The sequence below is a fragment of the Streptomyces sp. MMG1533 genome (assembly GCF_001279775.1).
GTDB lineage: Bacteria > Actinomycetota > Actinomycetes > Streptomycetales > Streptomycetaceae > Streptomyces.
This window is the reverse complement of the sequence record NZ_LGDG01000248.1, coordinates 86699-108506: the sequence shown is the minus strand read 5'-3', so window position 1 is coordinate 108506 and position 21808 is coordinate 86699. Positions and strand designations below refer to the sequence as shown.

Here is a 21808-nt window from a genome sequence, read left to right as displayed (position 1 = left end):
GGCCGTGATCGAAGACCTCGGCGTCGACGGACTCCGGTGCCGATGGGCGGACGGCGTGCTCCGGCTGACCCTGGACCGTCCAAAGGCCCGCAACGCCCTCACGATCGCGATGCGGCGCGGCCTGATCACCGCGATCCGGGCGGCGGACGCGGACCCCGCAACCCGGCTGGTCGTCCTCACCGGCACGGACCCGGCCTTCTCCGCGGGCGTCGACCTCAAGGAGTCCCTCGGCGGCGGCCACGGTTCGCCGCCCGGCGCCCGTACGGACCCGGCGGCCGCGCTGCGGGCCGCCCGCACACCGGTGCTCGGTGTGATCAACGGGCCCTGCTACACCGGGGCGTTGGAGCTGGCGCTGTCCTGCGCCTTCCTCGTCGCCTCGGAACGGGCGCGGTTCGCCGACACGCACGCAGCGGTCGGCCTGCTGGCGGGCTGGGGAATGAGTGCCCTCCTGCCGCGGGCCGTGGGGGCACGGCTGGCACGGCAGATGATGCTGACCGGCGAACCCGTCGACGCAGAACAGGCGTTGCGGGCCGGGCTGGTCAACGAGGTCGTGCCGCACGACCGGTTGGCGGTGCGCGCAGGGCAGATCGTGGACGGGATCCTCGCCGCCGAGCCGACCGCCGCCGGCACCACCCTCGAACTGCTCGCCGCCGGCGAGGGCGCGACCTTGGCGCACGCCCTCGCCCTGGAGGCCGAGGCGAAGCTGCGCCGACGGACCGATGTGGCGCAGGTGGCCCGCCGGTTCGCGGCCCGGACCGGCCGGCGAGACGCAATCTGATCGGCCGGCGTGGGTCCGGCCAGGGAAGGAGACCGATGAACGGCGTTGATGTGGCGCGATACGCGCTGCGTGCGGTGATCGGCGGCACGATGATCGCGCACGGGGTGCGGCACGGCCGCACACTCGAGGGTACGGCGGGCTGGTTCGGGTCCGTCGGGTTCCGCAGACCGCGGCTGCAGGCGGCGGCCAGTGCCGTCGTCGAGATCGGGGCGGGCGCCGCTCTGGTGGCCGGAGCGGCGACCCCGCTGGCGGCGTCGGCGGTCGTCGGCACGATGGGGGTGGCCGCGCGCTCGGTGCACCTGCCGCACGGGTTCTTCGTGGTGAACGAGGGCTGCGAGTTCGTCCTCAACCTGAGCACGGCGTCCGTCGCGCTGGCCGCGCTCGGGCCGGGACGGTTCAGCGTCGACCGGGCGCTCGGGCTGGACGAACGGCTCGGCGGCCCGCAACGCGCGGCGCTGGCCGCAGGGTTGGGACTCGCCGCGGCCGCCACCCAGCTGGCGGTCTACTGGCGTCGCCCGGAACCCGAGCCCGAAGAGAATTAGAGCGCCTCTATTTCCGATGTGAGCGAAGGAATCCGTGACAGTGCTGCTCGATCGCGATAAACCGTATACTCTTTTCCCGTCTCGGGTTGGGACAGTCACGACGAGATCCGCGGAGGAACTGCGATGAAGCCGCGCGTGGGGCAGACGCTCGTCAGCACGGTCGACGCGACGACGGTGGTCGTCGTCCGTTGGCCGGAGAAGGACCTGGAGGTCACCTGTGGCGGGGCGGCCATGGTCGATCCACGTGGGCCGGAGGCCGGAGCGATCGGCACCCCCGACCCCTCGCAGATGGGCGGTTCGCAGCTCGGCAAGCGCTACGCGGACGAGGAACTCGGCGTGGAAGTGCTCTGCACGAAGTCCGGGCAGGGCACGCTGGCGCTGAACGGCGTACCGCTGCCGCTGAAGGCCGCCAAGCCGCTGCCGGCCTCGGACTGAGCGGGGGCGATCCGGCGATGAACGTGTCGATGCTGCTGGACATGGCAGCCGAGGGCTTCGGCGAGCGGGTCGTGGTCGGGCGCGCGGAGGACGGGCTGACCGCCTCGGGACTGCGTGCGCTGTCCGCCGGTGCAGCGCGGTTGGTGCGCGCGGCCGGCGCCGACGCGATCCTCTATCTGGCGGTCAACGGCCCCGCCTTCCCGGTCGCGCTGTTCGCAGCGGCCCGGGCCGGGGTGCCGCTGGTCCCGGTCAACTACCGGCTGGGCGGCGAGCAGCTCGACGCCCTGCTGGCCAACCACCCCCGCGCGCTGGGCATCGCCGAGCCGGAGCAGGCCGACGCCCTGCGCCGAGCCGGAGTGCCGGCGGTGAGCCCGGCGGAATGGCTGGCGGCCGCCGCCGGCAGCGACACCGAGAACACCGAGACCATCAAGAGCACTGAGAAGGCCGAGAACACCAAGAACACTGAGAAAGCCGAGCACGCCGAGGACACCGAGGACGAGCCCGCGGACCCCGATTCCCCGGCGGTGCTCATCTACACCAGCGGAACGACATCGGCGCCCAAGGGCGTGGTCCTGCGCCACCACCATCTGGTCTCCTACGTGCTCGGCACGGTGGAGTTCGCAGGGGCGGGCGCCGACGAGGCGGCACTGATGAGTGTGCCGCCGTACCACATCGCCGCCGTGTCGAACGTGCTGACGAACCTGTACGCGGGCCGTCGTGTCGTCACCCTCGAACAGTTCACCCCGGACGGCTGGCTCGACCTCGTACGGCAACAGCGCATCACGAACGCGATGGTCGTGCCGACGATGCTCGCAAGGATCATGGACACCGAGGGACTCGACCGGTCGGTGCCCTCGCTTCGGGCACTCGCCTACGGCGGGGCCAAGATGCCGGTGCGGGTCATCGAGACCGCGCTGCGCGCGTGGCCGCGCGTCGACTTCGTCAACGCCTACGGCCTGACCGAGACCTCCTCCACGATCGCGGTCCTCGGCCCGGAGGAACACCGGGCCGCCGTCGCGAGCGACGATCTGGCGGTGCGGGCCCGCCTCGGGTCGGTCGGCAGGCCGGTGCCGTCGGTCGAGCTGGAGGTCCGCGACGAGACCGGCGCGGTCGCCGCGGCGGGGGAGCCCGGGCAGATCTGGGTGCGGGGCGAGCAGGTCTCGGGCGAATACGCGGGCCAGGGTCCGAGCGTCGACGAGCGGGGCTTCTTCCACACCCGTGACCAGGGCCGTCTCGACGCCGACGGTTACCTCCACGTCGAGGGCCGGGTCGACGACACCATCATCCGCGGCGCGGAGAACATCGCCCCCGCGGAGATCGAGGACGTCCTGCTGCGGCACCCGGACGTGCTCGACGCCGTCGTCGTGGGCGTCCCGGACGAGGAGTGGGGCCAGCGGATCGAGGCCGTGGTCGTGCCCCGCGGCGGCGCGAACGTCGACACCGAGGAGTTGCGGGAGTCGATCCGCGCCACCCTGCGCGGGTCCAGGACCCCCGACCGCATCGCCTGCTGGCCCGAGCTTCCCCGCACCCCGACCGGCAAGTTGGTGCGCCGCGACATCGTGGCGGGACTGACGGCCGACGAGACGGCGGAGCGTCAGCCGACCGGCGGCTCCTGACCCCGGCCCGCCCTTCATGCCCGTCAGCCGGAGGCGACGTCCGTCGTCCGGAGGCACCGCAGACAGCTCGCCCCGCCCATGGGCCCGACCGAAGGACAAGGCAGTGCCGATCCCTGATGACCGACCGCTTCCGGTCCGGCTGCGCCGGGTGCTCTCCGCGGTGCCGGAAGCGACCGCGTTGACCTTCGAGAACCGCGACTATCCCTGGGCGTACCTGCGGCGCGCGGTCGACGACCTCGACCGGCTGCTCGCCGAGGCCGGCGCACCCGACGCGCACCGGATCGGCATCGTCCTGCGGAACCGGCCGGGACACCTGGCCGCGCTGGTGGCGGTCCTCGCCACCGGCCGCCAGGTCGTGACACTGAGCCCGTTCCACGGGGAGGTGGCCCTGGGCGAGGACATCAGGACCCTCGCCCCCCAGGTCGTGGTGGCCGGCGCCGAGGACTGGGCCCGTCCCGGGGTGCTCTCCGCGGCCGCCGAGGTGGCGGCCGTACCCCTTCAGACCGGTGAGGAGGACCGGCCGCTCGAGGCGCGCGCCGCCGACTGGACGCCCGCGCCGCGTGCGGCGGAGCGCGGCGACGTCGCCGTCCTCATGCAGACCAGCGGGACCACCGGTCGTCCCAAACGCGTCGAGCTCACCTACCGCAAGCTCACCGCCGCGTTCGAGGCGTCGGGTACGCCGGTCGCCTCGGACGAGGTGCGGTTGCGCACGCATCCGTCCATCCTGTGGACCTCGCTGGTCCACATCGGCGGTCTGTACTTCGCGATCGCCAATGTGGCGGCCGGGTTGCAGACCGCGCTGCTGGAGCGGTTCGACGTCGAGAAGTGGGCCGCGCTCGTCCGCCGGACCCGGCCGCGGCGCGTCCGGCTGGCACCCACCCCGCTGCGGATGGTGCTGCAGTCGGATCTGTCGGCCGACGTGTTCGAGGGAGTGGAAATGGTGTCGTCCGGCACCGCTCCGCTGCCCCCCGAGGACGCCGAACGGTTCACCGACCGGTTCGGGGTCCCGGTGCTGTCGGTGTACGGCGCCACGGAGTTCGCCGGAGCGATCGCGGGCTGGGACCTCGGGCTCCACCGGGAATGGTGGACGGCGAAGCGGGGCAGCGTCGGGCGCGCCTTCCCGAGCATCGCCCTGCGCGTCGTCGACCGTACGACGGGCGAGCCGGTCTCCGCCGGTGCCGTGGGGGTGCTGGAGGCGAAGGGCGCCCAACTGCCCGGTGACGGCTGGGTCCGTACGACCGATCTCGCCAGCCTCGACGACGACGGGTTCCTCTACATCCACGGACGCGCCGACGACGCGATCAACCGGGGCGGCTTCAAGATCGTCCCGAGCGTCATCGAGGACGCGCTGCGGGCGCATCCGGCCGTGCGTGACGCGGCCGCGGTGGGCATTCCCGACGAACGGCTCGGTGAGGTGCCGGTCGCCGCCGTGACGGTCCGGCACGGGGCCGTCGGGCCCTCCGAGGCCGAGCTGCGGCAGTGGCTGACCGAGCGGCTGGCCCGCTATCACCTGCCCACCGAGATCAAGGTCGTCGACGAGCTGCCCCGCACCCCGTCCATGAAGGTCAGCCGGCCGGACGTGCAGGCGTTGTTCGAACCGGCCCGGCGCACCACGGCCTGACCACGACAGGAGCGAGCCGATCGTGAGCATCGCCGCGAGCAGCGCGGAACTGGTACGGGACCTGACCACACGTACGTCGGCGGCCGTCCGCGGCTGGGTCCCCGAAGCCACGGTGCGGGGTGTCGAGCCGCTCACCGGCGGCACGTCGAGCCTGACCTACGTGGCCGAACTGTCCGGCGTTCCGGCCGGATACGAACGGGTGGTCCTCAAGGTGGCCCCGCCCGGACTGCCACCGGTCCGCAACCGGGACGTGCTCCGGCAGGCGAGGCTGATGCAGGCCCTGGCGGGCCGGCCCGGGGTACGGGTGCCGGCGGTGCTGTTCTGCGACGCGGGCACACCGCCCTTCGTGGCCATGGAGCTCGTGCCCGGGCAGTGTGTCGAGCCGGTGCTCGCGCCGCGCGGCACGGTGCCCGCCGACCTGGTGCGGGCCCGCGCCTTCGACGCCGTACGGATGCTTGCGGCCCTGCACCGGGTCGACCCGCGCGGCACCTCGCTCGCGGCCGAGTCGGTGTGCTCGCCCGATGCCGAAGTCGACCGCTGGACGCGGGCGTTCACGACCGTTCCCGACGACCTGCGCACGGGATACGAGACGGTCGCCGACCGGCTGCACGCCATGCGCCCCGACGCGATGGCACCGGTGGTCACCCACGGCGACTACCGGCTCGGCAACACGCTGTGCGAGGCGGACCGGATCACCGCGATCATCGACTGGGAGATCTGGGCGCTGGGCGACCCCCGCATCGACGTGACCTGGCTGACCTTCTTCACCGACGAGGCGCGCCACCCGGCGTCCCTGTCGGACGAGCCGACCGGGATGCCGGGCAAGGCGGAGCTGGTCGAGGCATACCAGGAGGCACGGGGCGAGCGGCTGCGGGACCTGGCGTGGTTCGAGGCGCTGACCAAGTACAAGGAGTCCGCCGCGACCGCGCTGCTCATCAAAAGGGCCCGGAAGACAGGCCGGTTCACCGAGATGCACCGGCGCATGCTGCCCGCACTGCCGGTGCTCCTCGACGAGGCGCTGGAACTACTGGGCTGACCGGACCGTCAGCCGTCAGCGCGGGGCCATCCGGATCGCTCCGTCGAGACGGACCGTCTGGCCGTTGAGGTACGGGTTCTCCAGCATCTCCACGGCCAGACGGGCGAAGTCGTCGGGGGCGCCGAGCCGCTTGGGATGGGGCACGGTGGCGGCGAGGCCCTCGCGGATGTCGTCGCGCAGCCGGGCGAGCATCGGGGTGTCCATGATGCCCGGGGCGATGGTGTTCACCCGGATCTGACGGCTCGCCAGGTCACGGGCGGCGACCAGGGTCATGCCGTGCACGCCCGCCTTGGACGCGCTGTAGGAGGTCTGCCCGATCTGGCCGTCGAACGCCGCCACGGACGCCGTGAGGACGACGGCGCCGCGGTCGCCGTCGTCGAGGACGTCGTTCTCGGCGATACGGGAGGCGGCCAGGCGCAGCACGTTGTAGGTGCCGATCAGGTTGATCCGGACGACCTCGGCGAAGGTGTCCAGGTCCGCGGGCGCACCGTCCTTGTCGAGGATCCGGGTACGGTCACCGCCCCGGCCGGCACAGTGCACGACACAGCGCAGCGGCCCGTGCTCCCGCGCGGCGTCGAGGGCGGCCTCGACCGCGGACGCGTCGGTGACGTCCGCGCGGACGAACCTGGCTGCGTCACCGAGGTCGGCGACCGCCTTGGCGCCCTGCTCCTCGGAGATGTCGGCGATGACCACACGGCCGCCGCGGTCGGTGATCCGGCGTGCGGTGGCCAGACCGAGCCCGGAGGCGCCACCGGTGACCAGCGCGGAGGAACCGTCGATGCGCATACCTACCCCTTACAGACCGAGGGACCTGCTGATGATGGTCTTCATGACCTCGCTGGTGCCGCCGTAGATGCGGGTGACACGAGCGTCGGCGTACAGCCGGGCGATCGGGAACTCGAGGATGTAGCCGTAGCCGCCGTGCAGTTGCAGACAGCGGTCGACCACACGGCCCTGTACCTCGGTGCAGAACAGCTTGGTCTTGGCCGCGTCCACGGCACTCAGCTCGCCCGCGACGAGCCCGGTGACCGCCGCGTCGAGCATGGCCTGGGCGGCCTCCAGTTCGGCGGCCATGGCGGCGAGTTCGAACTTCGTGTTCTGGAAGTGCGCGACCGGCTTGCCGAACACCATGCGTTCGCGGACGTAGGAGACGGTCAGATCGATCGCGGTCCGGGTCTGGGCGACCGCGCCCACCGCGATGGCCAGCCGCTCCTGCGCCAGATTGCGGCCGAGCTGCGAGAACGCGGCCCCCTCCGCGCCGAGCAGGTTGGCGGCCGGGACCCGGACGTCGGCGAAGGACAGTTCCACGGTGTCCTGCGTGGCCAGCCCGATCTTGTCCAGCTTGCGGCCCACGGTGAACCCGGGCATGCCCTTCTCCACGACGAGCAGCGACAGGCCGGACCGCCGGTTCTCCGGATCGGTGGAGGTGCGGGCCACGACGATCACCAGGTCGGCGTGGTGGCCGCCGGTGATGAAGGTCTTGGCCCCGTTGAGCACGTAGTGGTCGCCGTCGCGGACCGCGGTCGTGGCGATGCCCGCCAGGTCCGAGCCCGTGCCCGGCTCGCTCATCGCGATCGCCGTGTAGAGCTCGCCCGAGGCCAGCCGCGGGAACCAGCGCTCCCGCTGCGACTCGTTGGCCAGCCCCGTGAAGTAGGGGACGACCACGTCCAGATGAGTGCGCAGGCCGCCCAGCGTCACACACGCGCTGGCGCACTCCTCCTGGATCACGACGTTGTAGCGGTAGTCGTCCTGCCCGCCGCCCCCGTGCTCCTCCGGTATCGCCGTACCGATGATGCCGAGCTTGCCCAGCGAGGTGAACAGCTCACGGGGGACGAGGCCGGCCCGTCGCCACTCCTCGTACACCGGGACCACTTCACGGGTGAGGAAGTCGCGGACCAGGAGGCGGAAGTCCTCGTGGTCCTGGGTGAACAGCGTGCGGCGCATCGGCATCCCCCTCCAGCGTGGGCGAATTGAGTATACGCATTTACCTCGACGCGGGCTACTCTAAGGGAAGTGCCGGGTCTTACGGTGAGACTGGTGCACTGAATTGACCGCAACTTCCGTACGAAGGAGGGGACGTGTCGGACGAGGTGCTCGTCGAACGTCGTGGCGCCGTCCAAGTCGTGACGATCAACCGGCCCACCGCGAAGAACGCCCTGACCGCAGCCGTGGCCCGGGCCGTGGCCGACGCGGTCGACGAACTCGACGCGTCGGACGAGCTGCGGGTCGGAGTGCTCACGGGGAGCGGCGGGACGTTCTCCGCGGGAATGGACCTGAAGGCGTTCCTGCGGGGGGAGAGGCCGTCGATCGAGGGCCGGGGACTGTGCGGGATCACCATGACCCCGCCGCGCAAACCGCTCATCGCCGCGGTCGAGGGCTGGGCGCTCGCCGGCGGGTTCGAGCTCCTGCTCGCCTGCGATCTGGTGGTCGCCGCGCGCACGGCCCGGCTGGGAGTGCCGGAGGTGAAGCGGGCCCTCGTCGCCCGCGCGGGGGCGGCCCTGCAGCTGCCGCGACGGGTCCCCTTCGCCATCGCGCTGGAACTGCTGCTGACCGGCGAGCCGATCGGCGCCGAACGGGCCGCCGGGATCGGCCTCGTGAACCGGCTCACCGACGAGGGCGGCGCCCTCGACGGCGCGCTCGAACTCGCCGCGACCATCGCGGCGAACGGTCCGCTGGCGGTGGCGGCGACCAAGCAGATCGCACGTTCCACCGCGGACTGGACCCTGGAGGAGTCCTGGGCGAAGCAGTCCGCGATCACCGACCCCGTGTTCGCCTCCGAGGACGCCCGGGAGGGCGCCACCGCGTTCAAGGAGAAGCGGCCGCCGGTCTGGAAGGGGCGCTGACATGGGCACGGGACCTCTGGCGGGTTGCCGGGTGGTCGAGCTCGGCGGCATCGGTCCGGGCCCGTTCGCCGGGATGTTCCTCGCCGACCTCGGGGCCGAGGTGGTCCGGGTCGACCGGCCGGAGAGTCTCGACGAGGTGGGCGTGGGCGGCCCGTTGGGCGGCCCCACGGACGTCATGAACCGCGGGAAGCGGTCGGTGCTGCTGGACCTGAAGCACCCGGCCGGTCTCGCCGCCGTACTCGAACTGGTCGGGCGCGCCGACGTGTTGGTCGAGGGGTTCCGCCCGGGCGTGACCGAACGCCTCGGCATCGGACCGCACGCGTGCCTGGCGCGCAATCCCCGGCTGGTGTACGGCCGTATGACCGGATGGGGCCAGGTCGGACCGCTGGCCGCCGCGGCCGGACACGACGTCAACTACATCGCCCTCACCGGGGCGTTGGGCGCGATCGGGACCGCGGGCGGGCCGCCGCAGATCCCGCTCAACCTGCTCGGCGACTTCGGGGGCGGCGGCTGCTACCTCGTGATCGGTGTGCTGGCGGCCCTGTACGCCGTCGAGCGGACGGGACGGGGGCAGGCCGTCGACGCGGCCATCGTCGACGGCACCGCCCACCTGCTCGCGAGCACCTTCGCCAAGTTCGCCCGCGGCGCGTGGACCGACGAGCGGGGAGTCAACCAACTCGACGGCGGGTGCCCCTTCTACGCCGTCTACGAGACCGGGGACGGCCGGCACATGGCGGTCGGCGCGCTGGAGCCGAAGTTCTACCGGCGCCTGGTCGGCCTCCTGGAGCTCGACGTCGACCCGGACCGGCAGTACGACCGGTCCACCTGGCCGGAGCTGCGGAGCCGTCTGGAGAAGCGGTTCGCCGAGCGGACCCGGGACGCATGGGCGCAGCTGTGCGAGGGGACCGATGCCTGCGTCGCCCCCGTACTGGGCCTCGGCGAGGCGTCCGCCCACCCGCACCTGGCCGCACGCGGGAGCCTGGTCGCCAGGGACGGCGTCGTACAGCCGGCCGCGGCACCGCGGTTCTCGCTGACGCCGTCGAATCCCGGCGCCCCGCCGCCGGCCCTCGGCGCCGACACCCGCGCCGTGCTCGGCGACTGGGGAGTCGGCGGCATCGACGAACTGCTCGACAGCGGCGCCGCCGTACAGACGCCCGTCGACTAGACGAGCACCATCACGGGTCTGGGCCGCCACCAAAGGACCGGGCCGACCGATCGAGAGGATCCGTTCATGAGGGACGCCGTCATCGTCGACGCGGTGCGCGCACCGATCGGCAAGCGGAACGGCTCGCTGTCCGAGACACATGCCGCAGACCTGTCGGCACTGGTGCTCAACGCGCTCGTGGACCGCACCGGGGTGGACCCGGGCACCGTGGACGACGTCGTCTGGGGCTGTGTGACCCAGATCGGCGACCAGTCGAGCAACATCGGCAGGTTCGCCGTCCTCGCGGCCGGATGGCCCGAGCACGTACCCGGGGTGACGATCAACCGGGCCTGCGGATCGAGTCAGCAGGCGGTGGACTCCGCCGCGCACGCCGTCATGGCGGGACAGTACGACCTCGTCGTCGCCGGCGGTGTGGAGACGATGACCAGGGTCCCGCTCGGCGCACACCGGACAACTGGCCAGCCCTACGGGCCCGCCGTCCTGGCCCGCTACGCGGGGTCCGAGCTCAACCAGGGCCTCGGAGCCGAGCTGATCGCCGAGCGGTGGGGCCTCAGCCGCAGGCAGCTCGACGAGTACGCCGCCGGCTCGCACGCCAAGGCCGCCGCGGCGATCGACGAGGGCGTCTTCGACGACCATGTCGTGCCGATCGAGGTCGAGGGCACCAAGTTCGCGGTGGACGAGGGGCTGCGGCGGGGCACGTCCGCCGAGACGCTGGCCGGCCTCAAGCCGTCGTTCAAACCCGACGGCGTGATCCACGCCGGGAACGCCTCCCAGATCTCCGACGGGGCGGCCGCGCTGCTCATCACGACCACCGAGCGGGCCCGCGAACTGGGCCTCACCCCGATCGCCCGCTATCACAGCGGAGCCGTCAGCGGCGCGGACCCGGTCACGATGCTCACCGGCCCGATCCCCGCGACGGAGAAGGTGCTGCGCCGAACCGGGCTGTCCATCGACGACATCGGGGTCTTCGAGGTCAACGAGGCGTTCGCGCCGGTCCCGTTGGCCTGGCTGGCCGAGACCGGCGCCGACCCCGAGCGGCTCAACCCACTCGGCGGAGCCATCGCCGTCGGGCACCCGCTCGGCGCCTCCGGAGCCATCCTGATGACCCGGATGCTCGCCCGGATGCGGCAGCGGAACCTGCGCTACGGCCTGCAGACCATGTGCGAGGGCGGCGGCACGGCGAACGCGACGATCATCGAACTGCTGCGCTGACGGCGGTAGCGCACACGGAACGGGCGGCGCACGCGGAAGGGGCGGTGGCGCACGCGGAAGGGGCGGTGGCGCACGCGGAAGGGGCGGTGGCCCGGCCACCGCCCCTTCCGTATACCTGCGACCTGCCTCCGACCTGCCCCCGATCAGAACTGCGGCTGCTGCGGCCGCCGTTGGACGATCGCGCCGGCGTCGACGCGCATCTGCATGCCCGTGACGTAGCGGGACTCGTCGGACACGAGGAACAGCACCATGTCGGCGATGTCGCTCGGTTCGACGTACGGCAGGCCCATCGCGGTCATGACGTGGAACGCGGGCAGGGCGTCGTCCCGCGTCGGGTTCTCCAGGTCCGGGCGGAATTCCCGGTACATCTGCTCGTTGTTGAGCATGTCGGTGTTGCAGTTCGTCGGGTGCACCGCGTTCGCCCGGATCCTGCGCGGGGCGAGCGCCACGGCCAGGTCGTTGACGAACGCCGCCACCGAACGCTTGGCGAACGAGTAGCCGAGCTTTCCGAAGTCCGGCCTGCTCGTCATGTCGGCGGAGGGCATCATCGCCGCCGTCGAACCGGTCGCGACGACCGAGCCCCCGTCGGGCAGATGCGGCAGCGCGGCCTGGATCGCGTTCACCACGCCGTTGAAGTTCACGGCGACGACGTCCATGAACGCCTGCGCCTCGGCGCGGCCGAGAGGACAGATCCCGGCCTGCGCGACCACGGAGTCGAGCCGGCCCAGCTGCGCCACGCCCTCGGCGACCGCGTTCTGCAACGCGGCGGTGTCACGGACGTCCGCCGGCAGCGCCACGATCCGGCGGCCCAGCTTCTCCACCAGACGTACGGTCTCGTCCAGGTCCACGCGGCCGGCGAGGGGGTAGTCGACGCTGTCGATGCCCTCGCAGATGTCGATCGCGATGATGTCCGCGCCCTCTTCGGCGAGCCGCACGGCCTGTGCGCGGCCCTGTCCCCGAGCGGCTCCGGTGATGAAGACGACTTTGTCCTGTACCCGGCCCATGCGGGTCTCCTCTCTGATTGCTCCGGCGTTGCTGTTCCGGCGTGGGGCGGGCCCCTACCAGCCGATGAGCTGGTCCAGCAGGAGCGAGGTGGTCGAGAAGTAGTCGCCGTAGCCGCCCCGGAAGAACAGCAGCGGTGTCTTCGCCGACTCGACGCGCAGATCGTGGACCTGTCCGACGACCAGGAAGTGATCGCCGATCTCGACGACCTGCTCGATCACGCAGTCCACCCAGGCGACGGCTCCGTCCAGCACGGGACTTCCCGAGGCGGACGGCTCCCAGGTGACCCCGTCGAACCGGTCGGTGCCCCGGGCCGCCAGCTTCCGGCTCACAAGCTCCTGGTCGGAGGCGAGCACGTTGGCGCAGAAGCGCCCGACGTCGAGGATCTTCGGCAGGGTTCCCGAGGAACGGTCCGCCAGGAACGACACCAGGGGCGGATCGAGGGAGACGGAGGTGAAGGACCCGACGACCATCCCCTCCGGCCGCTGATCGGCCCCCTGAGTGGTGATGGCGACCACGCTGGTGGGGAAGTGCCCCAGCACGTCACGGAACCGCCGTCCGTCGATCGCGCCGTCCGGCTGGCTCATCCGACGTCCTCCCAACTGTTGTTGCCGTGCACGAGCGGTTCGTCAGATCCCGATCCGCATCGGCGGCGACAGCTCCAGACCCATCCGGGCCAGGGTGTTCGCGTGATACGTCGAACCGGGAACGTGGATCATGTGGTTGAGTCCCCCGTGCGCGTCCCGCCAGAGCCGCTGCAGCGGGTTGTTGCGCCGGAACGCGTTCCCGCCGGACCGCGCGACGATCTCGTCGAGGGCCGAGACGGCCCGCCACGCGCAGCGGATCTGATTGCGCCGGATCTCCGACCGGTCCTCGACGCTCACCGGCTTTCCGGCATCGACGAGGTCGTAGATCCGGCTGATGCCGTCGATCAGCTGCACCCGGGACGCGGCGATCTCCGCGGCCGCCTCTCCGGCGGCGGAAAGCACATACGGATCGTCACGGATCTGGACCCCGGTCACGGAGACCCGCTCGCGCTGCTGGCTCACATGAACGGCCAGCGCGCCCTCGCACATTCCGATGACGGCCGACGTGATCCCGAGCGGGAACATCGAGGTGAAGGGCAGTTTGTACAGGGTCTCGTCGGCGCCGTTGCGTTCCGCGGCCACCGCGTCCTGGACGTCCTCCTGGTTGATCGCCCTGTGCTCGGGGATGAACGCGCCGTTGACGACGACGTCCTTGCTGCCGGTGCCGGACAGGCCGACCACGTCCCAGGAGTCGTCGATGATCTCGTAGTCCGACCGTGGCAGGACCACGTGCAGCACCGTTATCGGCTGCGCCGGCTTGCCCTTGCCGTCCCCGAGCAGCGCCCCCAGGAAGTCCCACTGACAGTGGTCGGCTCCAGAGGAGAACGGCCAGCGCCCGCTGAGGACGTATCCGCCCTCCACCGGGTCGGCGATGCCGTTCGGCATGTACGGCGACGCTATCCAGGTGTCGGGGTTCTCGCCCCAGATCTCCTGCGCGAGCCGCGGGTCCATCTGCGCGGCCTCCCACGGATGGACCCCGACGACGCCGGCCACCCAGCCCGCCGCGCCGTCGTGCCGTGCCACCGCCATGATCGCTTCCGCGAAGTGACGGGGATGCGCGACGTCGCCGCCGAACTTCGCGGGCTGCAACATCCGCATCACGCCCGACGAACGCAGCAGAGCGACGGTCTCGTCGCTCAGCTTGCCGAGCTTCTCGTTCTCGTCGGCGAGCGCCGCCAGCTTCGGCCCGAGCTCCTCGACACGGTGGACCACTTCATGCGCCATGCCGCATACCTCCTGCTTCTCGGTGGATCACGTACGGGCGTCCGCAGCGGGCGCCTTGCGGGTGAGGAACTCGAGCACGACGCGCTCGAAGTCGTCCTTGCGCTCGACCTGCACCCAGTGCCCGCAGTGGGCGAAGGTGTGGAGCTCGATCTCGGGCAGCCACCGGTTGGCGAAGTGGGCCTGGTCGTAGGGGAGCATGCGGTCGTCGCGGCCCCAGAGCATGAGCGTCGGGGTGGTGAAGCTCGCGGCGCGCGTCCACAGCGGCGTGTACGTCTCGCGCCGACGGGGGTCGAACATCGAGCCGAAGATCGCCTTCATACGTCCGATCACGCCCTCGGCGGTGGCGTTGCGCATGCGTTCGTCGACAAGCTCGTCGGTGATCAGTCGCGGGTCGTGCACCATCGTCCTGATCCACGCGACCATGCGCTCGCGGGTCGGATCCTCGAGGAACTCGAACAGGCGCGAGAAGCCCTCGCTCGGCTCGGCGGCGAACATCCCGACGGACAGTCCGCCCGAGCCCATGATGGCCATCCGCCGTACCCGCTCGGGGAATTGGGCCGCAAGCTCCGCGGCGACCGCGCCGCCCATGGAGTTGCCGACGAACACCGCGGAGTCGATGCCCAGTTGGTCCATCAGGCGTGCGATCCACCGGGCCGCGACCACCGGATAGACCTCGTCCAGCTCGGGCAGCCGGGTTCCGCCGAAGCCCGGCAGGTCGGGCATGACCGTCCGGAACGTCTCGGCGAAAACGGGCAGGTTGTACTGGAAGTTGGACCAGGCACTGACACCCGGCCCCGACCCGTGAAGCATGATCAGCGGCTCGCCCTCGCCCGCCTCGTGGTAGGCGAACGTGAGCCCTTCGACGTCCTTGGTCACCAACGTCGATTCATAGGTTGCACTCGTCATCGTCGTGGCCCTTTCAGGCAGAGAAGAGATCGGTGCGACGACGGTCGCGGGGCACGGCACGTCCCGGCATGCCCCGCGACCGTCGTCCGCTCACGGAGTCAGGCCCGCCGACGGCGAGGTGGACAGGAACTGACCGCCGGGGCCCACGTCGAGGACGTCGCCGTACCAGGTCTGGCCGAACTCCAGCTCGGGCAGCTTCCATTCGAGCGCTTCCCAGTCCGGGTCGAAGATGTGGTAGCCGCCGGAGTAGAGCTCGATGCGGTGGCCGGAGCCGGGGTCGTGGATGTACAGGTACATCGCCTGACCGATTCCGTGCTTGCCCGGGCCGGCCCCGTAGGCGATGTCGAGATCGCGGATCTGGTCGGCCGCCGTCAGGATGTCGTGGAAGTTCTCCACGTTGAACGCCACGTGGTGGAACTGGCCCGGCGCGTCGTCGGCGCACACCCCGATGGCGAGGTCGTGCACCTGCGGCGTCACCGACAGCCAGGACGCCATGAGGATGTCCGGGGCCTGCGGAATCCGGGCGAACTCACGGCGCTTGAAGCCCAGTGACTGGCGCAGCCAGCCCTCTGCCTGGTTGACCGTGCTCGCGCTGGTCTGCAGGTTGATGTGGTCCAGACGGCGCACGCCGAGCCCGCGGCGGCGCGAGCTGTTGCTGGGGATCTTCGAGCGGAGCGACTCCTCGGCCTCGGGCCTGTCGATCTCGTAGTACAGCTCGAAGGGGTGCTCACTGCCCGGCACCAGGAAGCGGACGGCCTCGCCCCGGCCGGTCTCGTGCCCGGCGGCAAGCTCCAGTGTCTGTAGGCCCTGCTCGGTGAACTGCTTGTGGAACAGCTCGACGTCCTGCTTGCGCTTGACGCGGAAGCCGTACGCGTTCACCTGGGCCTCGGCCTGCTGGGTGAGGACGAGGGAGTGGTGGACGAGTTCCTGGTAACCGCGCAGATAGGCCACGCCACCCACCTGCTCGACGACCTCCATGCCGAGCAGGTCCCGGAAGAACCAGAGCGAGCGCTCCAGGTCCGGCGTGCCGAGGTTGATGATGCCCGCGTAGGCGATCTGCGGACCCGGGTCGTAGTCGGGCTGAGTCATCTGCGCTCTCCTTCGAGTCGATAGTCAGCAACGGGAGTTGGTAGGAGCGAGCGGGGCGTGGGTGGCGGGCTCATGCCTCGGCGCGCAGCGTCAGCGCGATGTCGGTGAGCATGTCCTCCTGGCCGCCGACGAGCCTGCGGCGGCCGGCCTCGACGAGGATGTCGCGGGTGTCGACCTTGTAGAGCTGCGCCGCGTGCTCTGCGTGCCGCAGGAAGCTGCCGTAGACACCGGCGTAGCCGATCGTGAGGGTCTCCCGGTCGACCCGCACCGGCCGGTCCTGCAGCGGGCGGGCGAGATCGTCCGCCGCGTCCTCCAGCTGGAACAGGTCGCAACCGGTCTCCCAGCCGAGGAGGTTGGCCACCGCGACGAACGGCTCGATCGGCGCGTTCCCCGCGGCCGCGCCCTGGCCGGCGAGCGAGGCGTCGACCCGGAAGGCGCCCTCCTCGACCGCTGCGACCGAGTTGGCCACCGCGAGGGAGAGGTTCTCGTGGGCGTGGATGCCGATCTGCGTCGCCGGGTCGAGGACGTCCCGGTAGGCGCGGACCCGGTCCCGGACGTCCTGGGTGGTGAGCCGGCCGGCGGAGTCGGTGATGTACACGCAGTGCACCCCGTACGACTCCATGAGGCGGGCCTGCGCGGCGAGTTCGGCCGGGCCGATCATGTGGCTCATCATCAGGAAGCCCGAGACGTCCATGCCGAGCTTGCGGGCCTCGTCGATGTGCTGCGCCGCGACGTCCGCCTCGGTGCAGTGGGTGGCGATCCGCACCGAGCGCACGCCGAGCTCGTAGGCCCGGCGCAGTTCGGCGATCGTGCCCACCCCGGGCAGCAGGAGCGTGGTGATGACCGCGCGCGAGGCGTTCGCGACGGCGGCCTCGATCCACTCCCAGTCGGTGTTGCTGCCGGGCCCGTAGTTGAGGCTCGCGCCCGCCAGACCGTCGCCGTGACTGACCTCGATGGCCGCGACGCCGGCGGCGTCGAGGGCCGCGACGATCCGGCCGACCTGCTCGGGGGCGATCCGGTGGCGGATGGCGTGCATGCCGTCCCGGAGGGTGACGTCCTGGACGTAGACCTTCGTGGTCATGCCGCCACCTCCGCGGGCCGTTCGGCTATCCGTTCCGCGACGCGCTTGGCGGCGGAGGTCATGATGTCGAGGTTGCCGGCGTAGGCGGGCAGGTAGTGCGCGGCCCCCTCGACCTCCAGGAACACCGACACCTTGGTGTCGACCGGACCGGCCCCCTCAGGCACGAGGGTCGCCACCTCGTCCGCCTCGACGGGGGTGAACTGCACCTCCTGCACCAGCCGGTAGCCGGGAACGTAGGCCGCCACCTCGGAGACCATCCGCTCGATCGAGGCGCGCACCTCGTCGTGGTCGGCCCGGCCGATCAGACAGAAGACGGTGTCGCGCATGATCAGGGGCGGCTCGGCCGGGTTGAGGATGATGATCGCCTTGCCCCGGCGGGCACCGCCGACCGCCTCGATGGCGTGCGCGGTCGTCTCGGTGAACTCGTCGATGTTCGCCCGTGTGCCGGGCCCCGCGGAGCGCGAGGCGACCGACGCGACGATCTCCGCGTACGGCACCTCGGCCACCCGCGAGACCGCCGCGACCACGGGGATGGTGGCCTGGCCGCCGCAGGTGACCATGTTGATGTTCGGGGCGTCCAGGTGCTCGTCGAGGTTGACCGGCGGGATCACGTACGGTCCGAGCGCCGCCGGGGTCAGGTCGACCAGCCGTCGCCCATGGGGTTCGAGCAGCCGCGCGTTCGCCTCGTGGGCGGCCGCGCTGGTGGCGTCCAGGATGATCCGTACGTCCTCGAACTCGGGCATCTTCAGCAGCCCCGCCACACCGTCCGACGTGGTCGCGACGCCCATCCGGGCGGCCCGGGCGAGGCCGTCGGAGGCGGGGTCGATGCCCACCATCGCGAGTACCTCGAGGGTCGGTGAGGTGCGCTTGATCTTGATCATCAGGTCGGTTCCGATGTTGCCGGAGCCGACGATCGCGACTCCCACGCGATCCGTCATGAGTCGTCCTCTCCAGAGAAGCGTGCGGTGACCGTGCCCAGTGGCTCGATCGCCACCTCGAAGACGTCGGACGGCCGCACCGCGACCATCGGTCCGAGGGCGCCCGAGAGCACCAGGTCGCCGGCCCGCAGCGGGGAGCCGAACTCGACGGCGGTGGCCGCGAGCCAGGCCAGCGCGTTGAGCGGATCGCCGAGACAGTCGCGCCCGGTGCCCTTCGACACGACTTCGCCGTCCCGCCGCATCGTCATGCGGGCGTCGGCGGGTTCGAAGGAGTCCAGGGGCAGTCCGCGGTCACCGATCACGAACACGCCGGAGGAGGCGTTGTCGGCGACCGTGTCGGTGATGCCGATCCGCCAGTCGGCGATCCGGCTGTCGACGATCTCCACGGCGGGGAAGGCCAGTTCGACCGCGGCGCGCACCTCGGCCAAGTCCTCTGCGACGGGGATGTCGCGGCCGAGGAGGAAGGCGATCTCGGCCTCGGCCTTCGGCTGCAACAGCCGACGGTAGGGGACGACTTCGCCGTCCGCGTACCGCATGTCGGCGAAGAGTACACCGAAATCGGGCCGGTCGACCCCGACCTGCGACTGGACCGCCTCGGAGGTCAGCCCGATCTTGCGGCCGATCAGACGGGCGCCGGCGGCCAGCCGTCGGGCGGTCACGGCCTGCTGCACCTCGTAGGCCAGAGCGATGTCGCTCGGGCCGATCAGGTCGACGACGGGCGGGCACGCCCGGCCCGAACCGCTCGCCCGTTCCAGGCGTTCGGCCGCGGCGCGCACGGCATCCGCCCGCGCGCTCACGAGGCCCTCCCGGAGTTCCTGCCGGTGTCCGGGACGGACGCGGCCGGGCGGCCGAGCCCCCGCGAAGCGGCGTCGATCAGCCGTTTCGCGTCCTCGACCAGGATGACTTCGTCCATTGCACTTCCAACGTCTTCGTCCATCACGGCGCCATCGTTCCGTCTGCGACCCGACGACGGACGCTCTGTGTCCGCTGAGCGGGACAGCATCGATCACGCGGCCGGGACGGGGTGGGTGGTGGCCGTGAGACGCCGGGATATCTCCGCGGCGGTCCACATGACCCGGTACTTGAGCTCGTCGACGCGCACCCGTTCGCGGGGACCGCACACGGAGATCGCCGCCACTGCCGTGTCGAGTTCGAGGATCGGCGCGGCGACGCACGCGACCCCGGGTACGACCTCACCGATCTCTGTTGAGTATCCGCAGTTGCGGATTCTGACCATTGCTGCCTCGAGGGCCTCGTGGGTCCCGATGCTCGCGGGCGTCCGGCGGCACAGACTGCCCTTGAGGTACTGGTCGACCACCGCTCTGGGGGAGTAGGCCAGGAGCACCTTGCCGACCCCGGTGCAGTGGGCGGGGAGCCGGCCGCCGACACGGGACGGCAACGTGCTGCCGAACGCCCCGCCCACCTTCTCCAGATAGACGACGTCGTGCTCGTCCAGCAGCGCGAGGTGCACGACATGCCCGGTGGACGCGCGCAGTTGCTGCAGGAAGGGCCGGGCGACGTCGGTGATCCGGGTGCGGTGCACGACCAGGCTGCCGATCTCGAACATGCGCAGACCGAGCGTGTACTCGTTGTCGTGCCGTTGGAGCCACCGGGCGCTGACCAGCTGTTGGAGGATCCGGTGCACGGAGGAGCGGGGAAGGCCGCTGCGGGAACTGATCTGCCCCAGGGTCAGCATCCCTCCGGATCGCTCGAAGACGCCCAGGATCAGGACGACCCGATCGACCATGCTCGCCGGACCATCGGACATGTGCGACCTCCTTGTGCACACCTCACGTCGCCCGATTGCTGCACCTCCTTGTGCCGCCAATCGGACGACTGACTCCCATAATGCTCCGCAGCCCAACAAATCAGTAGCCCTAATAGGCATTGACACTGCCGTCGATGGCAGCCACCATCCGTGCAGTACGCGATGGTGTCAGGCGGCTCCGCCCAGGGATGGGGCAAGGAGCGGCCCGGTCGCGGCACTGTCACTCGTGCCGTGCTTCACGACGACTCAGTCGGATTCCGGATCACTAATTACCGTGGGCGAGGCCGTCGGCCTCCGCGGGTCCGTTCCCTACGTGGAGGTCAATGGTGACTCTCAATGAGGACAACCACGACGAGACGTATGACGTCATCGTCGTCGGATCGGGCGGAGGCCTGGTCGGAGCCTATGTGGCGGCGTCGCGCGGCCTGCGCACGCTCGTCATCGAGAAGACCGACCTGGTGGGCGGCACGACCGCCTACTCCGGTGCGGGTCTGTGGTTTCCGGGCTCCGCGCCGCTGCGGCGGGCCGGCGTCGAGGACGACGTGGAGGACGCGAGGACGTATCTGCGCAGCGTCGTCGACGACAGCTCCCGGGAGCGGCTCCAGGACGCCTATCTCCGGGCGGGCGCACAACTGATCGACGAGCTGGAGAAGAACGAGTGGTTCCAGTCGTTCGTGTACGGCCCCGTGCCGGAGTACTACCCGTCGGCCCCCGGTGCTTCCCCCGCCGGGCACACTGTCTTCCCGCCGCCGCTTCCCGTCGCCGACCTCGGAGAACACCTCCGGCTGATGCGCACCTCCATCCCCGCCGAGCGGTGGGGCATCGACGAGGGCCCGGTCCTCAGCGGTGGCCGCGCGTTGATCGGCAGGGCGCTCGCGGCGTTCCTGGAGACCGGTAACGGCACGCTCCGCCTCAACACCGCGTTGGAAAGCCTGGTCGTCGAGCAAGGCAGGGTCGTCGGCGTGGAGGCGGTGAGCGACGGCGAACCGGTGAGGTTCCGCGCCGAGCGGGGTGTGGTCCTCGCGGCAGGCGGCTTCGAGCGCAATCGCGAGCTTCGCGGGAAGCACCAGCCGGTGGCGCGCAGCAGCGAGTGGTCCCATGGCGCCCCGGGCAACACGGGCGACGCCCTCCAGGCAGGCATCGCGATCGGTGCCGCCACCGATCTGCTCGACGAGGCCTGGTACGTGCCGGGCCTCGTGCAGCCGGACGGCCGCCCGACCTTCCACACCGGCACGCGAGGCGGGATCTGGGTCAACGCCGCGGGCGAACGCTTCGTCAACGAGACGCGTCCCTACGACCAGGCCGGGCACGAGATAGTCCGGCTCCACATGACCACGGGCGTCTCGCACATCCCGGCCCACTGGGTGTTCGACCAGCGGCAGCTCGACCGGGACAGCTTCGGCGGCCCGTCCGACCAGCCGGTCAGCCCGGAGTGGTTCGCATCGGGCGCGTTGAAGAAGGCCGACACCCTCGAGGAACTGGCGAAGCTCATCGACGTGCCGCTCGAGGCTCTGCGCAAGACGATCGACGAGTTCAACGGCTATGCGCACGCCGGGGTCGACGAGAAGTTCCATCGTGGCGAGACCGCCTGGGACCAGATGTTCCACCACGTGCTGGGCGCCGCCGTCGAGCCCACGCAGAACTACCCGGCGCCGCCCACGCCCGACTGGCCGAACCCGCTGCTGCTGCCGCTCGACACCCCGCCGTACTACGTCGCGACCATCGTCCCGTCGGACATCGGCACCAAGGGCGGCCTGAAGACCGACGAAAACGCGCGGGTGCTGCGCGAGGACGGCCGGCCGATCGCCGGGCTGTACGCGGCCGGAAACACCGCGGCCGCGATGTCGGGGCACGTCTACCCGGGCGCCGGGACCCCGATCGGTTCGAGCATCGCCTTCGCGTATCTCGCGGTGCTCGACCTCGTCGGCACGGTCGGCTGACTCCTCCGGAACGAGATCAAAGGAG

The 21808-nt window shown here is 71.1% G+C and carries 21 protein-coding genes; 10 read left to right on the top strand and 11 right to left on the bottom strand.

Translation table 11 applies throughout. The features are described 5' to 3' along the window. The first annotated feature begins 4 nt into the window (after positions 1-4). The 6 genes from ADK57_RS35280 (at position 5) to ADK57_RS35255 (ending at position 6028) form a co-directional block, all read left to right on the top strand. Positions 5-778 carry an enoyl-CoA hydratase-related protein gene (locus ADK57_RS35280; RefSeq protein WP_053753747.1) on the top strand — a complete coding sequence of 258 codons (774 nt, stop codon included), beginning with the start codon at positions 5-7 and terminating at the stop codon, positions 776-778. A gap of 35 nt (positions 779-813) precedes the next feature. Next, the gene (locus ADK57_RS35275; RefSeq protein ID WP_053753746.1) at positions 814-1320 is read left to right on the top strand and encodes a DoxX family protein; all 507 of its coding nucleotides are present in this window, start codon (positions 814-816) and stop codon (positions 1318-1320) included. A gap of 123 nt (positions 1321-1443) precedes the next feature. Beyond that, a complete protein-coding gene (locus ADK57_RS35270; protein ID WP_053753745.1) occupies positions 1444-1755 on the top strand; it encodes a hypothetical protein in 312 nt (103 codons plus the stop codon). A gap of 17 nt (positions 1756-1772) precedes the next feature. After that, the gene (locus ADK57_RS35265; RefSeq protein WP_053753744.1) at positions 1773-3371 is read left to right on the top strand and encodes a class I adenylate-forming enzyme family protein; all 1599 of its coding nucleotides are present in this window, start codon (positions 1773-1775) and stop codon (positions 3369-3371) included. Between the two features lie 103 nt (positions 3372-3474). Further along, positions 3475-4992, top strand: a complete 1518-nt coding sequence (locus tag ADK57_RS35260; RefSeq protein ID WP_053753743.1) for a class I adenylate-forming enzyme family protein — start codon at positions 3475-3477, stop codon at positions 4990-4992. Positions 4993-5014: 22 nt separating this feature from the next. After that, positions 5015-6028 (top strand): phosphotransferase family protein, encoded by a 1014-nt coding sequence (locus ADK57_RS35255; protein ID WP_053753742.1) that lies wholly within the window; start codon positions 5015-5017, stop codon positions 6026-6028. A gap of 15 nt (positions 6029-6043) precedes the next feature. On the opposite strand, the gene ADK57_RS35250 is transcribed toward ADK57_RS35255, so the two are convergent. Then, positions 6044-6814: an SDR family NAD(P)-dependent oxidoreductase gene (locus tag ADK57_RS35250; protein WP_053753741.1), complete on the bottom strand. Its 771-nt coding sequence runs from the start codon at positions 6812-6814 to the stop codon at positions 6044-6046. 9 nt (positions 6815-6823) lie between these two features. After that, positions 6824-7972, bottom strand: coding sequence for an acyl-CoA dehydrogenase family protein (locus ADK57_RS35245; protein ID WP_053753804.1), 1149 nt, complete (start codon positions 7970-7972; stop codon positions 6824-6826). 134 nt (positions 7973-8106) lie between these two features. Here ADK57_RS35245 and ADK57_RS35240 point away from each other — a divergent pair, with 134 nt between their 5' ends. The 3 genes from ADK57_RS35240 to ADK57_RS35230 all read left to right on the top strand — a co-directional run bounded on the left by ADK57_RS35240 (position 8107) and on the right by ADK57_RS35230 (position 11248). Next, the gene (locus ADK57_RS35240) at positions 8107-8871 is read left to right on the top strand and encodes a crotonase/enoyl-CoA hydratase family protein (RefSeq protein WP_053753740.1); all 765 of its coding nucleotides are present in this window, start codon (positions 8107-8109) and stop codon (positions 8869-8871) included. A 1-nt stretch (position 8872) separates the two neighbouring features. Further along, on the top strand, positions 8873-10036 hold the full coding sequence (locus ADK57_RS35235; RefSeq protein WP_053753739.1) for a CaiB/BaiF CoA transferase family protein: 1164 nt from the start codon (positions 8873-8875) through the stop codon (positions 10034-10036). A 66-nt stretch (positions 10037-10102) separates the two neighbouring features. Then, positions 10103-11248: a thiolase family protein gene (locus ADK57_RS35230; protein WP_053753738.1), complete on the top strand. Its 1146-nt coding sequence runs from the start codon at positions 10103-10105 to the stop codon at positions 11246-11248. 143 nt (positions 11249-11391) lie between these two features. On the opposite strand, the gene ADK57_RS35225 is transcribed toward ADK57_RS35230, so the two are convergent. The 9 genes from ADK57_RS35225 to ADK57_RS35185 form a co-directional block, all read right to left on the bottom strand. Further along, positions 11392-12252: a mycofactocin-coupled SDR family oxidoreductase gene (locus tag ADK57_RS35225; RefSeq protein WP_053753737.1), complete on the bottom strand. Its 861-nt coding sequence runs from the start codon at positions 12250-12252 to the stop codon at positions 11392-11394. Positions 12253-12306: 54 nt separating this feature from the next. Beyond that, positions 12307-12837 (bottom strand): flavin reductase family protein, encoded by a 531-nt coding sequence (locus ADK57_RS35220; RefSeq protein WP_053753736.1) that lies wholly within the window; start codon positions 12835-12837, stop codon positions 12307-12309. 42 nt (positions 12838-12879) lie between these two features. Continuing rightward, a complete protein-coding gene (locus tag ADK57_RS35215; RefSeq protein ID WP_053753735.1) occupies positions 12880-14061 on the bottom strand; it encodes an acyl-CoA dehydrogenase family protein in 1182 nt (393 codons plus the stop codon). Positions 14062-14088: 27 nt separating this feature from the next. Beyond that, on the bottom strand, positions 14089-14967 hold the full coding sequence (locus tag ADK57_RS35210; RefSeq protein WP_053753734.1) for an alpha/beta fold hydrolase: 879 nt from the start codon (positions 14965-14967) through the stop codon (positions 14089-14091). A gap of 90 nt (positions 14968-15057) precedes the next feature. Then, entirely contained in the window at positions 15058-16056 is a 999-nt protein-coding gene (locus ADK57_RS35205; RefSeq protein WP_053753733.1) for a VOC family protein, read from the bottom strand. 70 nt (positions 16057-16126) lie between these two features. Then, complete coding sequence (gene dmpG / locus ADK57_RS35200) at positions 16127-17137, bottom strand: 4-hydroxy-2-oxovalerate aldolase (protein WP_053753732.1); 1011 nt, start codon at positions 17135-17137, stop codon at positions 16127-16129. Further along, positions 17134-18075 carry an acetaldehyde dehydrogenase (acetylating) gene (locus ADK57_RS35195; protein ID WP_053753731.1) on the bottom strand — a complete coding sequence of 314 codons (942 nt, stop codon included), beginning with the start codon at positions 18073-18075 and terminating at the stop codon, positions 17134-17136. The genes dmpG and ADK57_RS35195 overlap by 4 nt, the downstream gene beginning before the upstream one ends. Next, a complete protein-coding gene (locus tag ADK57_RS35190) occupies positions 18072-18872 on the bottom strand; it encodes a 2-keto-4-pentenoate hydratase (RefSeq protein ID WP_053753730.1) in 801 nt (266 codons plus the stop codon). Before ADK57_RS35190 ends, ADK57_RS35195 begins: the two co-directional genes overlap by 4 nt. Positions 18873-19081: 209 nt before the next feature. Beyond that, on the bottom strand, positions 19082-19843 hold the full coding sequence (locus tag ADK57_RS35185; RefSeq protein WP_053753729.1) for an IclR family transcriptional regulator: 762 nt from the start codon (positions 19841-19843) through the stop codon (positions 19082-19084). 323 nt (positions 19844-20166) lie between these two features. On the opposite strand from ADK57_RS35185, the gene ADK57_RS35180 reads away from it, so the two are divergent. Next, a complete protein-coding gene (locus ADK57_RS35180; protein WP_107091719.1) occupies positions 20167-21783 on the top strand; it encodes an FAD-binding protein in 1617 nt (538 codons plus the stop codon). Positions 21784-21808: the final 25 nt, after the last annotated feature.

Excerpts from the sequence above, each read along its gene's own strand:
- ADK57_RS35275 (WP_053753746.1), top strand. The coding sequence starts at position 814 with ATGAACGGCGTTGATGTGGCGCGATACGCGCTGCGTGCGGTGATCGGC.
- ADK57_RS35270 (WP_053753745.1), top strand. The coding sequence starts at position 1,444 with ATGAAGCCGCGCGTGGGGCAGACGCTCGTCAGCACGGTCGACGCGACG.
- ADK57_RS35265 (WP_053753744.1), top strand. The coding sequence starts at position 1,773 with ATGAACGTGTCGATGCTGCTGGACATGGCAGCCGAGGGCTTCGGCGAG.
- ADK57_RS35250 (WP_053753741.1), bottom strand. The coding sequence starts at position 6,814 with ATGCGCATCGACGGTTCCTCCGCGCTGGTCACCGGTGGCGCCTCCGGG.
- ADK57_RS35245 (WP_053753804.1), bottom strand. The coding sequence starts at position 7,972 with ATGCGCCGCACGCTGTTCACCCAGGACCACGAGGACTTCCGCCTCCTG.
- ADK57_RS35235 (WP_053753739.1), top strand. The coding sequence starts at position 8,873 with ATGGGCACGGGACCTCTGGCGGGTTGCCGGGTGGTCGAGCTCGGCGGC.
- ADK57_RS35230 (WP_053753738.1), top strand. The coding sequence starts at position 10,103 with ATGAGGGACGCCGTCATCGTCGACGCGGTGCGCGCACCGATCGGCAAG.
- ADK57_RS35225 (WP_053753737.1), bottom strand. The coding sequence starts at position 12,252 with ATGGGCCGGGTACAGGACAAAGTCGTCTTCATCACCGGAGCCGCTCGG.
- ADK57_RS35220 (WP_053753736.1), bottom strand. The coding sequence starts at position 12,837 with ATGAGCCAGCCGGACGGCGCGATCGACGGACGGCGGTTCCGTGACGTG.
- ADK57_RS35215 (WP_053753735.1), bottom strand. The coding sequence starts at position 14,061 with ATGGCGCATGAAGTGGTCCACCGTGTCGAGGAGCTCGGGCCGAAGCTG.
- ADK57_RS35210 (WP_053753734.1), bottom strand. The coding sequence starts at position 14,967 with ATGACGAGTGCAACCTATGAATCGACGTTGGTGACCAAGGACGTCGAA.
- ADK57_RS35205 (WP_053753733.1), bottom strand. The coding sequence starts at position 16,056 with ATGACTCAGCCCGACTACGACCCGGGTCCGCAGATCGCCTACGCGGGC.
- dmpG (WP_053753732.1), bottom strand. The coding sequence starts at position 17,137 with ATGACCACGAAGGTCTACGTCCAGGACGTCACCCTCCGGGACGGCATG.
- ADK57_RS35195 (WP_053753731.1), bottom strand. The coding sequence starts at position 18,075 with ATGACGGATCGCGTGGGAGTCGCGATCGTCGGCTCCGGCAACATCGGA.
- ADK57_RS35185 (WP_053753729.1), bottom strand. The coding sequence starts at position 19,843 with ATGTCCGATGGTCCGGCGAGCATGGTCGATCGGGTCGTCCTGATCCTG.
- ADK57_RS35180 (WP_107091719.1), top strand. The coding sequence starts at position 20,167 with ATGGTGACTCTCAATGAGGACAACCACGACGAGACGTATGACGTCATC.